The sequence below is a fragment of the Amycolatopsis sp. NBC_01480 genome, assembly GCF_036227205.1.
Classification (GTDB): Bacteria; Actinomycetota; Actinomycetes; order Mycobacteriales; family Pseudonocardiaceae; genus Amycolatopsis.
The window spans coordinates 329,551-342,425 of sequence record NZ_CP109442.1; the positions used below are offsets into that span (position 1 = coordinate 329,551).

At 72.3% G+C, this 12,875-nt stretch carries 12 protein-coding genes; 4 read left to right on the plus strand and 8 right to left on the minus strand.

Annotation, left to right across the window (positions count from 1 at the left end; translation table 11 throughout):
- The first annotated feature begins 10 nt into the window (after positions 1 to 10).
- Entirely contained in the window at positions 11 to 1,276 is a 1,266-nt protein-coding gene (thrC, locus tag OG371_RS01640; protein ID WP_329064798.1) for a threonine synthase, read from the plus strand.
- Positions 1,277 to 1,343: 67 nt separating this feature from the next.
- Here the strand turns inward: thrC and OG371_RS01645 are convergent, their stop codons facing one another.
- Genes OG371_RS01645 through OG371_RS01655 form a run of 3 tightly spaced genes read right to left on the minus strand, consistent with a single transcriptional unit; the run spans position 1,344 to position 4,860 of the window.
- Entirely contained in the window at positions 1,344 to 3,722 is a 2,379-nt protein-coding gene (locus tag OG371_RS01645) for a ComEC/Rec2 family competence protein (protein WP_329064801.1), read from the minus strand.
- Positions 3,719 to 4,087, minus strand: coding sequence for a hypothetical protein (locus OG371_RS01650; RefSeq protein WP_329064803.1), 369 nt, complete (start codon positions 4,085 to 4,087; stop codon positions 3,719 to 3,721). The genes OG371_RS01645 and OG371_RS01650 overlap by 4 nt, the downstream gene beginning before the upstream one ends.
- Complete coding sequence (locus OG371_RS01655; protein ID WP_329064805.1) at positions 4,084 to 4,860, minus strand: ComEA family DNA-binding protein; 777 nt, start codon at positions 4,858 to 4,860, stop codon at positions 4,084 to 4,086. The genes OG371_RS01650 and OG371_RS01655 overlap by 4 nt, the downstream gene beginning before the upstream one ends.
- Positions 4,861 to 5,288: 428 nt before the next feature.
- On the opposite strand from OG371_RS01655, the gene OG371_RS01660 reads away from it, so the two are divergent.
- Positions 5,289 to 5,678 carry a nuclear transport factor 2 family protein gene (locus OG371_RS01660; protein WP_329064807.1) on the plus strand — a complete coding sequence of 130 codons (390 nt, stop codon included), beginning with the start codon at positions 5,289 to 5,291 and terminating at the stop codon, positions 5,676 to 5,678.
- A 91-nt stretch (positions 5,679 to 5,769) separates the two neighbouring features.
- On the opposite strand, the gene OG371_RS01665 is transcribed toward OG371_RS01660, so the two are convergent.
- Genes OG371_RS01665 through nadD form a run of 5 tightly spaced genes read right to left on the minus strand, consistent with a single transcriptional unit; the run spans position 5,770 to position 9,024 of the window.
- Positions 5,770 to 6,618 carry a DegV family protein gene (locus OG371_RS01665; RefSeq protein WP_329064809.1) on the minus strand — a complete coding sequence of 283 codons (849 nt, stop codon included), beginning with the start codon at positions 6,616 to 6,618 and terminating at the stop codon, positions 5,770 to 5,772.
- A gap of 4 nt (positions 6,619 to 6,622) precedes the next feature.
- Positions 6,623 to 7,345 carry a diglucosylglycerate octanoyltransferase gene (gene octT / locus OG371_RS01670; protein WP_329064810.1) on the minus strand — a complete coding sequence of 241 codons (723 nt, stop codon included), beginning with the start codon at positions 7,343 to 7,345 and terminating at the stop codon, positions 6,623 to 6,625.
- 3 nt (positions 7,346 to 7,348) lie between these two features.
- Complete coding sequence (locus tag OG371_RS01675; protein ID WP_329064811.1) at positions 7,349 to 7,963, minus strand: histidine phosphatase family protein; 615 nt, start codon at positions 7,961 to 7,963, stop codon at positions 7,349 to 7,351.
- A complete protein-coding gene (gene rsfS, locus OG371_RS01680) occupies positions 7,960 to 8,370 on the minus strand; it encodes a ribosome silencing factor (protein WP_329064812.1) in 411 nt (136 codons plus the stop codon). Before rsfS ends, OG371_RS01675 begins: the two co-directional genes overlap by 4 nt.
- Positions 8,371 to 8,424: 54 nt before the next feature.
- Positions 8,425 to 9,024, minus strand: coding sequence for a nicotinate-nucleotide adenylyltransferase (gene nadD, locus OG371_RS01685; RefSeq protein WP_329064813.1), 600 nt, complete (start codon positions 9,022 to 9,024; stop codon positions 8,425 to 8,427).
- A 322-nt stretch (positions 9,025 to 9,346) separates the two neighbouring features.
- Here nadD and OG371_RS01690 point away from each other — a divergent pair, with 322 nt between their 5' ends.
- Both OG371_RS01690 and OG371_RS01695 read left to right on the plus strand, forming a co-directional pair.
- On the plus strand, positions 9,347 to 11,455 hold the full coding sequence (locus OG371_RS01690) for a RecQ family ATP-dependent DNA helicase (RefSeq protein ID WP_329064814.1): 2,109 nt from the start codon (positions 9,347 to 9,349) through the stop codon (positions 11,453 to 11,455).
- Positions 11,456 to 11,573: 118 nt separating this feature from the next.
- Entirely contained in the window at positions 11,574 to 12,863 is a 1,290-nt protein-coding gene (locus tag OG371_RS01695) for an MFS transporter (RefSeq protein ID WP_329064815.1), read from the plus strand.
- Positions 12,864 to 12,875: the final 12 nt, after the last annotated feature.

Below are 12,875 nucleotides of genomic sequence, written 5' to 3' on the forward strand. Positions count from 1 at the left end.
GAACCTCGTGATGACCGTTACCCTCGGAACGACCTCCGCCAGCAAGACCGTGGACCTCGGGCCCGCCGTCGAACTGGTGTCGAAGGAAGAGGGCCACCGGCAGCCGCTCGCCCCGGAGTTCGTCTCCGCCGAGGACTTCTCACCGCTCGAGGTCGCCTACGACTTCGGCCGCGTGCGCCGCGAGGACATCGAAGCCGGGCCGAACAACATCTGGCGCTACAAGAAGCTCCTGCCCGTCCCCTCGAACGTCGAGGAGATCCCCAACACCGAGCCCGGCGGCACCCGCCTGGTGCGCGCCGACCGGCTCGCGAAGGCGCTGGGCCTCAAGCGCGTGTGGGTCAAGGACGACACCGGCAACCCGACGCACTCGTTCAAGGACCGCGTGGTCGCCGTCGCGCTGGCCGCCGCCCGCGAGTTCGGCTTCGAGGTGCTGGCCTGTCCGTCCACCGGAAACCTCGCCAACGCGGTCGCCGCCGCGGCCGCGCGCGCCGGCTGGCAGTCGGTGGTGCTGATCCCGAAGACGTTGGAGCGGGCCAAGATCCTCACCACCGCGGTGTACGACGGCGCGCTGATCGCCGTGGACGGCAACTACGACGACGTCAACCGCCTCGCCACCGAGCTGGCCGCCGAGCACGCCTCGTGGGCCTTCGTGAACGTCAACGTCCGCCCGTACTACTCCGAGGGCTCGAAAACGCTCGCCTTCGAGGTCGCCGAGCAGCTCGGCTGGCGCATCCCGCAGCAGATCGTGGTCCCGATCGCCTCGGGCTCGCAGCTGACCAAGGTGGACAAGGGATTCCGCGAGCTCGGCCAGCTCGGCCTGGTGGAAGCCAGCCCGTACAAGGTGTTCGGCGCCCAGGCCACCGGCTGCTCCCCCGTCTCGGCCGCGTTCCGCGCGGGCCACGACGTGGTCCAGCCGGTGAAGCCGGACACCATCGCCCGCTCGCTGGCGATCGGCAACCCGGCCGACGGCCCGTACGTGCTCGACGTGGTCAACCGCACCGGCGGCGCGATCGAGGACGTCAGCGACGAGGAGGTCGTGGAGGGCATCCGGCTGCTCGCGCGCACCGAAGGCATCTTCACCGAGACCGCGGGCGGCGTCACCGTCGCCACCGCGAAGAAACTGGTGGAGACTGGCAAGCTCGACCCCGACGCCGAAACCGTCCTGCTCATCACCGGCGACGGCCTCAAGACCCTGGACGCCGTCGAAGGCCACATCGGCCCGAAGGCGACCGTGCCGCCATCCGCCGAAGCGGTCAGCAAGGCACTCGGTTTCTGACCTCGGTAGTGGAGGACTCCTTGCCTAACTTGAGAGTAGGCAAGGAGTCCTCCGTTGCCGCGCGGGGCTAGTGGGGCGGTCCACGGGGCTCACCACGGCGGGCGATCGCCGGTCCGCCTTCGCCTGGGAGCACGGCGGTGTCACCGTCCACATCGGTCCGGGTGACCAGGGCACCCAGGGACTTCAGTACGTCCATAGTGGACTGGCTCGGGTGGCCGTAGCTGTTGCCCGCGCCCACACTCACCAGCGCTGCCCGCGGGGCCGCCGCGGAGAGGAAGCCCGGTAGCGAGAAGCGCGAGCCGTGGTGGGGCACCTTCAGGATGTCGGCGCGGAGGTCGGCGCCGTCGCCGAGCAAGTCGGCCTGGGCGGCCAATTCCACGTCTCCCGGCAGGAGCACCCGGCCCGCGGGGGTCTCCGCCCGCAGGACGACCGAGCTGTTGTTGATCATCGTGCCGTCCTGCTGCGTGGGCGAGCGAGCCGTGACATAGCGCGGGCCGAGCACGTCGAGCGTGAGGCCCGGCCAGGACAGCCGCTGGCCCTGGCTCAGCTCCAGCAACGGCACGCCGCGCCGGCCGGTTTCGCGTGAGACCTGCTGCCACGCCCAGCCCGGCGCGCGGCCGGGGCCGACCGCGATCGCGCCGACGGACCGGCCCTCGAACACCGACGCCAGCCCGCCGGTGTGGTCGGCGTGCAGGTGGGACAGCACCACCAGCGGGACCCGGTCGACGCCGAGCCGCCGCAGGCATTCGTCGACCGGGCCCGGCTCCGGACCGGTGTCGACGACCACGGCCCGCCCGGGCTCGGAAGTGGCCAGTACCAAGGCATCGCCCTGGCCGACGTCGCACTCCACCACCGCCCAGCCCGCCGGCGGCCAGCCGGGCGTAAGCACCCGGGCCGGCACCACGGTCAGCAGGACCGCGACCAGCGTCACGGCGACCAGCAGCCGCACCCGGCGGAACCGCAGCGCGAAGACCGCGACGACCAGCAGCCCGGCCGCGCAGAGCCCGCCCCACCAGCCGCCGGGCCAGTCGAGCACGGCCCCCGGCGCGCGGGCGCCGTGCCGGGCCACCGTGATCAGCCAGCGGGCCTCGGGATCGGCGAGGTGGACCAGCAGGCGCCCGGCGCCCGGCCACCACGGGCCGACGACGGTGGCCAGCACGCCGAGCACCGTCACCGGCGCCACGACCGGCGCGGCCAGCACGTTCGTGACCACCGAGACCAGGCTCACCGTGCCCGCCATGCCCGCGATCACCGGGGCGGTGACGACAAACGCCGCGAGCGGCACCGCCATGCCCTCCGCGTACCCGGGCGGGATTCCCCGGCGTACCAAGGAATCCGCCCAGCGCGGTGCGAGCAGGACCAGTCCGGCCGTGGCAAGAACGGACAAGGCGAACCCGAAGTCCGCCGCCATCGCCGGGTCCCAGGCCACCAGCAGGCAGACCGCGAAGGCGAGCGCGGGCAGGGCGGATCCCCGCCGTCCGAGTGCCAGCGCCAGCAGCCCGACGCCGCCCATCAGCCCGGCCCGCAGCACACTCGGCGCCGGGCCGACGAGTACGAGGAAGCCGAGCAGGCACGAGCCCGCCGCGACCGCCGACAGCCGCGGGCCGGCGCGCAGCAGACGGAACAGCAGGAGGACCGCGCCGCAGACCACAGCGACGTTTCCGCCGCTCACGGCCATCAGGTGGGTGAGCCCGGAGTCCTTGAACTCGCGCTCGACCTGTTGCGGCAACGCGCTCGTGTCGCCCAGCACCAGGCCCGGCAGCAGGCCGGCGGGCTCATCCGGCAGCACCGTGCACAGCCGGTGCAGCCCGGACCGCAGCGCCGAAGCCGCGCGTTGCCACCAGGGCGCCTCGCCGATGGCCGTCGGAGCTTCGCGCACGTACAGCACCGCGGACGTCAAGTCGCCACCGCGCGCCGGGGCAAGCTGGCCGGAGGCTGTCACTTCCTGCCCGGGCAACAGATCCGCCCACCCTGCGGCCGGGGCGAGCAGCAGCACTCGCCCGGTGGACGCAGCCGGTTGATCGTCCACTGTGGCCGATCGAACTTCGGTTTCCACGACTACGGAACGCGTTCCTGCCTGCTGGTCGGCGTATCCCGCGCTGTGAATCGGGCGCGGCCGCTCGGTGACCTCCACGCGCAGCACGGCGGCGCGCCCATGCTGGGCTGCCGGAACCAGAGCTTCCTGCTCGACGGCTCGGATCCGCAGTGCGCCGGGACCCGCCACGACGAGGCCGAGCAGCAGCAGTGCGCCTGCGGCTCCCAGCAGGTGGCCGCGGCCGCGCACCAGCAGCAGCACTGAGAGGGCCACCGCCACCACGCCGGTGACGAGTGCGACCCACCAGCCGAGCCGCAGACCGGCGAGCGTTCCGCCCCAGGCGGCCAGCGCGGCCGGGACGAGGCGGAAGTCCTGGTTGCGCCACGCCGGGACGACCTCCGGCTCGGTCATCCGACGCTCACCTGCTCACGTAGCTTGCCGAACTTGCTCTCGCCGATGCCGTCGACGTCGCGGAGTTGCTCGACAGTGACGAGCACGGCCCACCAACCCAGCCGCAGACCGACGGGCGTCCCGCCCCAAGCCAGCGCCACCGGGACCAGACGGAAATCCTGGTCACGCCACATCGGGACGACCTCCGGCTGACGCAGCTCGCCGAACCTGCTCTCGCCAATGCCATCTACGGCACGAACCTGCTCGACACTGACGAGCACGGCCCGCCAGTCCAGCCGCAAACCGGCGAGCCTCCCGACCCAAGCGGCCGGGACCAGGCGAAAGCCCTGATCGCGCCACGCCGGGACGACCTCCGGCTCAGTCATCCGACGCTCACCTGCTCACGTAGCTTGCCGAACTTGCTCTCGCCGATGCCGTCGACGTCGCGGAGTTGCTCGACGCTGCTGAAGCCGCCGTGCTGGGTGCGCCAGTCGACGATGCGCTGGGCGGTGACCTCGCCGACGCCGGGCAGGGTGTCGAGTTGTTCGGGGGTGGCCGAGTTGAGGTCGACCTTCCCGGGTGCGGCACCGGCGCCTGCCGGGCCTGCGGCGGCGGGTGCGGCGGGCACGGTGATGCCGACCGCCAGCTGTTCGCCGTCGGTGAGCTTGCGGGCGAGGTTGAGGCCGGTCAGATCGGTGCCCGGGTCCGCGCCGCCCGCCGCGCGCAGGGCGTCGTCGACCCGGGAGCCGGACGGGACCGTGATCAGGCCGGGCGCGCGCACGTGGCCGACCACACTGATCACGAGCTTCCCGGCGCTGGGCGCCGCGGCCGAAACCTGGGCGCGGGCGATCGGCAGCGGCGGTGGTGCCTCCGCCGCCGGCGCGCTGCCGCCGAAGATCGTGAAACCGGTCACGACCAGTGCTACGACGGCTGCGAACACCGCCCCGAAGAGAACCCAACGACGGCCGAAACGGCCGGGCAATCCAGGTATTCCAGGCAGGGCGCGCCGGCCGGGGAGGGAGGTGCCGGCCGGCAGCCAGCGTCGCACGAGCCGGCCGCCGGGCCCGACCGTCGTCGGGCCCGCGGCCAGCTGGTCGGCCAGCCAGGCGAGCCTGGCGTTGACGGGAGAGCCCGGGTCCCGGGCGGTCTGCTCGAACACACGATCGACGCTAGGGCGGGGGTGGTGGGTGTGCGAGGTCGGCTGGGCGGGTCTGTGGACAACCGGCCGGTTGGGGACAACTCGCCCCGGAGCAGGCGCGCGGACGGTGTTTTCGTCGGTGCAGGGTGAGAGACTGGACGGTCACCCGCAAGGAGTTCCCACGCCAGCAACCAGCCGGTTGCGGACAACCCGCCCCGAGGCGGGCCTACAGATGGCGTTTTCGTCGGGTTGGGATGGGAGACTGGCCCGTCACCTGCGAGGAGTTCCCACGCCAGCAACCGGCCGGTCGGGGACAACCCGCTCCGAAGCGGGCCCGCGAGCGGTGTTTTCGTCGGTGTGGAGTGGGAGACTGACCCGTCACCTGCGAGGAGCTTTCCACGCCGGCCCGGGCTCCCCCGGCGGTGCCGCACCGGAGGAAGGGACACCCCATGGCCACCGACGAACAGCGAATCCGCACGCTCATCGAGAGCTGGGCCGAGGCCGTCCACACCGGCGACCTCCCCGGAGTCCTCCGGGACCACGCCGACGGCCTGGTCATGTTCGACGTTCCGCCGCCCCAGGAGGGGATTCGCGGGATCGACGACTACTCCGCCACCTGGCCGCCGTTCTTCGAGTGGCAGGCGCGGGGAGCGTCGTTCGAAATCCTGGAGCTGGAGGTCACCGCGGGCCGCGACGTCGCGTTCGCCTGGGCGCTCCTGCGCTGCGGCACCCCGCAAGACCCACCGGACAACCGGCTGCGGCTGACGATCGGGCTGCGCAAGGAAGACGACCGCTGGCTGGTGACGCACGAGCACCACTCGTTCCCGCACACCGACTGAGCGCTCGCGCGTCCTAGCGCGTGTCTGGCAACGGTTGTGGGTCGCTGTGCGGGCTGGCGGCGGCCGCGAGACCGGCTTTCTCAGACACGCGCTACGACGCGCGCTGCACGACCACCCCGAGCACTCCCGGCCCGGTGTGCGCGCCGATCACCGCGCCGATCTCCGAGACGACGCAACCGCCCGAGCAGCCCGGAATCTTCTCCTCCAGGCGGTTCGCCAGGTCGACGGCGCGCTCCGGCGAAGCGAGGTGGTGCACGGCCAGCTCGACCGGCCCGTCGCCCGCGGCCTGCACGGCCAGCTCCACCAGCCGCGCCATCGCCCGGTTCATCGTGCGCACCTTCTCCAGCGGCAGGATGCGGCCTTCGGCCATGTGCAGCACCGGTTTCATCGCCAGCGCGGTGCCCAGCAGCGCCGCCGCGGGCCCGATCCGGCCGCCGCGGCGCAGGTGCTCGAGGGTTTCGACGACGAACAGCGTCGACGAGTGCCGGGCCGCCTCGGCCGCGGCCGCCTCGACTTCGGCCGGGGAGCCACCGCCGGCGGCCACGATCGCGGCGTGCAGGGCGGCGAAGCCCAGGCCCATCGCCGTGGTCCGCGAATCGACTACGCGCACGCGGTCCGGGCCGACCTCCTGCGCCGCCAGCACCGCGGCCTCCCACGTGCCCGAAAGCTCGCTCGAGAGGTGCACGGACACCACCGAATCGGCGCCGTCGGCCAGCGCCGCCCGGAACTCGGTGACGAACTCGGCGGGCGTCGGTCTCGACGTGGTGACGATCTTGCGCTCCCCCAGCGCCTCCGCGAGCGCCGCGGGGCCCATTTCCTTGCCATCGAGGGAAACCACGCCGTCGACGAGGACGTGCAGGGGCACCACCCGTACCGCATGCCGCTCGGCGAAGCCCTCGGGCAGGTGGGCGGTGGAGTCCGTGACCACGGCGACCGACACGCCGTCAGCCTACGTCGCTCAGCGCCGGGGCCATCAGCTTCGCCATCGCCGCGCCGACCGCCGCGTGACCGGCCCAGCCCCAGTGCATTCCGTCCGGGTTTCCCGCGCCGCTCAGCACATGCTCGCCGACGACACCGGCGAGATCGAGCAACGGGACGTCGGTGCGCGCGGCCCACGAAGCCATCGCCGCGGCCGCGCCCGGACGCGCGGTGTGTACGCCGCCGTACGCGTCAGCACGGTGCACTGACGGCAGCATCCCGAAGATCGGCAGCTCCGGCCGCAGCACGCGCAACGCGGCCACAGACTGGTCGAGATAGTGCACCGTCAGCTTCGCAGGCAGGACCGCCGGACGGCCCCGCAGCGCGACGGAAAGCTTCGGCTGTGCGGCGAGGTAGGCGCCGCGGACGACCCGGCGCACGCCGTCGGGCCGCAGGTAGCGCAGCCCTTGACGCAGGTAGGTCGGCAGCGGCGACGGCAGGGTGTCCATGCTGCCGATCGCGAGCACGATCGCGTCGACGTGGTGCAGGTCGGCCCAGACGCGCGGGTCGCCGGTCAGCGACCACCACACGTCCCGGGCGGTCCAGCCGATGCCCGCGACCAGGTCCGCGTGCCCGCCCAGATCGGCCGCGGCGATGTTCGGCCACAAGCGTGAATCGTCGGCGGGACAAGGCCCCTCGGGACCGTGGAAGCTCAGCGAATCGCCGAAGACCAGCAGGTGCGGCGCCATCGATCAGCCGGTGATGCCCGCGTTGTACGCGTGCAGCCGCCACTTCCCGTCGCGGCGGCCGAGCTCCACCCAGTGGCAGTTCATGATGCCGCCCAGCGACGGCCAGATCTCGATCGGCAGGCCCAGCAGCTTCGCCGTGAGCGCGACGATCAGCCCGCCGTGCGAGGCGAGCAGCACCGCGTCGCCGACGTCGGAATTGGGCTGCAGCAGGTCGTTGACGACCTCGCCCGCGCGCCCGGCGACGTCCACTCGCGACTCCCCGCCGGGCGGCGCCCAGGCCGCGTCGGTGCGCCATCGGTCGCGCTCACCGGGGTAGGCGGCGTCGACCTCGGCGCCGGTCATGCCCTGCCACTCGCCCAGGTGCGTCTCGCGCAAGCGCTTGTCGATGCGCAGCGGGACGCCGATGGCCTCGGTCAGCACCGTGGCGGTGTCGGTGGCGCGGCGCAGGTCCGACGCGATCACCAGGTCCGGGGAGAACCGCGCGAGCGCGGGGACGGCGAACCGCGCCTGGTTCCAGCCGACCGGGGTCAGCGCGGAGTCCAGGTGCCCCTGCATGCGGCCGGCGGCGTTGTAGTCGGTCTCGCCGTGGCGCCAGAGGAGCAGCCGTCGCGGGCTCACGCGTCCAGGTCCTCGACCTCGTCGTCGGCCTCGTCGGCCGGGGGCTGGTCGAGGCCCTCGACCTCGATGCGCGGGCAGTCCTTCCACAGCCGCTCCAGGCCGTAGAACGAGCGCTCCTCCTGGTGCTGGACGTGCACGACCACGTCGACGTAGTCGAGCAGGACCCAGCGGCCCTCGCGGGCGCCTTCGCGGCGGACCGGCTTGTGCCCGCCGACCCGCAGCTGCTCCTCGACGTTGTCGACGATCGCGCCGACCTGGCGCTCGTTGGGCGCGGAGGCGATCACGAAGGCGTCGGTGATCACGAGCTGGTCGGACACGTCCAGCACGACGACGTCGCTGGCCTTCTTGTCGGCGGCCGCGTGTGCGGCCGCCACGGCCAGCTCTCGTGCCTGGGACGTCGCTGCCACGGTGCTCCTTCAGGGTTCGGGGTATGCCCGACGAGGGTACCCGTGCCCCCGGAGTCACTCACCCTGGTCCTTGCGGTAGAGGTCCTTCTTGGCGATGTAGCGCACCACGCCGTCGGGCACGAGGTACCAGACGGGCTCACCGCTCTCCACCCGCTCGCGGCACGCGGTGGACGAGATCGCCATGGCCGTCACCTCGACGAGGCTGACCTTCCCGCTGGGCAGATGGCGGGAATTGAGCCGGTAACCGGGCCGCGTGACGCCGATGAAATGGGCGAAGTCGAACAGCTCGTCGGCCTTGTGCCAGGTCAGGATCTGCTCCAGCGCGTCGGCGCCGGTGATGAAGAACAGCTGGTCCTGCGGGTACTCCTCGTGCAGGTCCCGGAGCGTGTCCACGGTGTAGGTCCGGCCGCTGCGGTCGATGTCGACGCGGCTGACCGAGAACACCGGGTTGGACGCGGTGGCGATCACCGTCATCAGGTACCGGTCCTCGGCGCGGGTGATCCGGCGCGCGGTCTTCTGCCAGGGCTGTCCCGTCGGCACGAAGATGACCTCGTCCAGCGCGAACCGCGACTGGACCTCACTGGCCGCGACGAGGTGGCCGTGGTGCACAGGGTCGAACGTGCCGCCCATGACCCCGATGCGGCGTGGTGACATAACGCGTGAGCCTATACGCGCGGGCGCGCGAAGGCCTGCCGCTCGGCTGCGATGTGGGTGACGCGGTGCACGGCCCGGCCTCCCCGCTCCCCGGGGGAAGCCGGCCGCGCACCGCACCCGGCGGTCAAGGGGGTCCATCGCCGGGCAACCCGTCGCCTCCCCCGAGAGGGACCGGTCGCCCGGGAGAGTCGCGAGCCGGGCCGTCCTTACGCGGGTCTCGATGGTGATTGAGGTCACAACACGGTGGGTTTCCGGTTGTGAGCGGACCGTTCGCGACCCCGTCGGTTCCCGGACTGTCGGGGTGATGGGGTAGACCGGGGGCGTGGACACCACCGAAGCCCTGCGCGAACGCGCCGAGACCCTGCTCCGTGCGCTCGCCGGCGACAACGCGACCCTGCGCGAGGACCAGTGGACGGCGATCGAGGCACTGGTCGCGCACCATCGGCGCGCGCTCGTCGTGCAGCGCACCGGCTGGGGCAAGTCGGCCGTGTACTTCCTGGCCACGGCCCTGCTGCGGGAGCAGGGCGCGGGCCCGACCGTGATCGTCTCGCCGCTGCTCGCGCTGATGCGCAACCAGATCTCGGCCGCCGCGCGGGCCGGGATCCAGGCGGCGACGATCAACTCCGCGAACGCGCAGGAGTGGGACCAGGTGCAGGCGGCCGTCGTCGCGGGTGAGATCGACGTGCTGCTGGTCAGCCCCGAACGGCTGAACAACCCGGACTTCCGCGACGCCGTGCTGCCCAAGCTCACCGCCAGCGCCGGCCTGCTGGTGGTCGACGAGGCGCACTGCATCTCCGACTGGGGCCACGACTTCCGGCCGGACTACCGGCGGCTGCGCACGCTGCTGGGCGACCTGCCCGACGGCGTGCCGGTGCTGGCCACCACCGCGACGGCCAACGACCGGGTCGCCACGGACGTCGCCGACCAGCTGGGCATCGGCAACGGCGGCGACACGCTGGTGCTGCGCGGCCCGCTCGACCGCGAGAGCCTGCGGCTGGCGGTGGCGGAGCTGCCCACCGACCAGGCCCGGCTGGCCTGGCTCGCCGAGCACTTGGCGGAGCTGCCCGGGTCCGGGATCATCTACACGCTCACCGTCGCGGCGGCCCACGACGTGGCGGCGCTGCTGGGCGAGCGCGGCTACCCGGTCGCGGCGTACACCGGCAAGACCGACCCGGCCGACCGGCAGGCCGCGGAGGACGACCTGCTGGGCAACCGGGTGAAGGCGCTCGTTGCGACTTCGGCGCTGGGCATGGGGTTCGACAAGCCGGACCTGGGTTTCGTGGTGCACCTGGGCGCGCCTTCGTCGCCGATCGCGTACTACCAGCAGGTCGGGCGCGCCGGGCGCGGGGTCGAGCGGGCGGAGGTGGTGCTGCTGCCCGGGCGCGAGGACCGGGCGATCTGGGCGTACTTCGGCTCGCTCGCGTTCCCGGACGAGCTGCGCGTCTCGCAGGTGCTGGAGTCGCTGGCGTACGCCGGCCGTCCACTTTCGACAGCCGCGCTGGAGCCGACCGTCGAGCTTTCCCGCTCCCGGCTGGAAATGGTGCTGAAGGTGCTGGACGTCGACGGCGCCGTGCGGCGGGTGCGCGGCGGCTGGGAAAGCACCGGGCAGCCATGGGAATACGACCGGGAGCGGTACGCGCGGGTGAGTTCCGCGCGCACCGCCGAGCAGGACGCGATGCTCGGCTACATCGCGACCACCGGCTGCCGGATGGAGTACCTGCGCCACCAGCTCGACGACCCCGACGCCGCGCCCTGCGGCCGATGCGACAACTGCACGGGACAACACTGGGACACCTCGGTTTCGGAGGAGGTCGCGGGCGCGACGCGGGAACGGCTGGACCGGCCGGGCGTCGCGGTCGCCCCGCGCAAGCAGTGGCCGAGCGGGATGAGCGGCCTCGACGTCCCGCTGTCGGGCCGCATCGCGGCGGGCGATCTGGCCGAGCCGGGCCAGGTGCTGGGCCGGCTGACCGACGTCGGCTGGGGCTCGCGGCTGCGTGAGCTGCTGGGCCCGGGCGCGGCGGACGTCGAGGTGCCCGAGAACGTGTTCCAGGCCTGCGTGAAGGTGCTCGCGGGGTGGCAGTGGGCGGAGCGCCCGGTGGCGGTCGTCGAGGTGCCGTCGGTGACGCGCCCGCGGCTGACGCACAGCCTGGCCGCGAAGCTGTCGGAGATCGGGCGGCTGGAGTTCCTGGGCGCGCTGGAATCGGCCGGCCCGCCGCCCCGGCAGGCGAACAGCGCCCAGCGGCTCGCGGACCTGTGGCGCCGGCTCAGCCTGCCCGAGGACGTCGCCGCCCGCGTCGCCGCGACCACCGGGCCGATCCTGCTGGTCGACGATGTCATCGACACCGGCTGGACGATGACCCTGGCCACCCGGCTGCTGCGGCGGTCCGGGGCGAAGGCGGTGCTGCCGTTCGCGTTGGCCAGCACGGCCTGAGCCGGGGACCGGCGGCCCGGCCCGGGGAATCTTTACCGGAATGTTTCGTCCGGATCTTTCGGCAACCGGACGAATCTGGCAAAGTGCCGTTCCACTCACCGCAGACGTGGAGGTCACCGTGCCCGAACCGACGAAGGATGTCCAGGTACGGCACCGGCTTCCGGTGCGCAAGCTCTTCGCCGCCAGTGCGGGCAACGCCCTCGAGTGGTTCGATTGGACGGTCTACGCGACGTTCAGCATCTACTTCGCGAGCGCGTTCTTCCCGCCGGGCAACGACACCCTGGCCCTGATCAACACCTTCGGCACGTACGCGCTGGCGTTCTTCTTCCGGCCGCTCGGCGGGGTGCTGCTGGGCCGGTTCGCCGACGTGCACGGGCGCAAGCCCGCGATGATCCTCACCATCGTGCTGATGGCGGGCGGCTCGGTGGCGATCGGCGTGCTGCCGACGTTCGAGCAGGTCGGCTGGCTCGCGCCGATCCTGTTGCTGCTCGCCCGCGTGGCGCAAGGGCTTTCACTCGGCGGCGAGGTGTCGAACGCGTCGGCGTACCTCGGGGAGATCGCGCCGCCGAAGCGCCGCGGGCGGTACTCGTCGTTCTTCTACATCTCCACCGGCTCGGCCGTGCTGGTCGCGACCGTGCTCGGCTTCGTCCTGGCGCGCACCATGGACAAGGCGGAGCTGACTTCGTACGGCTGGCGGATCCCGTTCCTGCTCGGCGGGGTGCTCGGGGTCATCGGCCTGTGGCTGCGGCGCAGTCTCGCCGAGACCGAGCTGTTCGAGAAGAACAAGGGCGCGGCGAAGCGCGTCGAGAAGCCGTTGCGGACCACGCTGACCGAGCACCCGAAGGCCGTCGGGCAGCTGATCGGCTTCACCATGCTCTCGACCCTTTGCTACTACACGTTTTTCAGCGCGCTCACGTCCTTCGCGGTGAAGACCCGCGGGGTCAGCGACGTCGACGCGTTCCTCGCGCTGTCCATCGCCACGGCGCTGTTCGTCGCGCTGCAGTACCCGATGGGCGCGCTCGCCGACCGCGCCGGGCGCAAGCCGCAGCTACTGGTCTGGGCCGGGCTGACGGCGCTGGTGATCGTGCCGCTGTCCTATCTGGTGCAGCCGGGCCTCGGCGGGGTGCTCGTGATGTTCTGCGTCGGGCTCGGGCTCTACACGGCGATGACGTCCCTGGCGCCGGCAATCATGAGCGAGCTCTTCCCCACCGAACTGCGCGGGCTGGGCATCGGCGCCTGGTACAACCTCACCGTCGCCGTCTTCGGTGGCACCGCGCCGCTTGTGCTGAGCGCGCTCTCTGCGGCCGGCGCGTCGGTGGTGTTCTTCTGGTACGTCGCGGTCGCCGCGGCCATCTCGTTCTTCGTGATCCTGCGCATGCCGGAGACGAAGGGCAGTGAGCTGCGGTAATCCCCTCGGTCC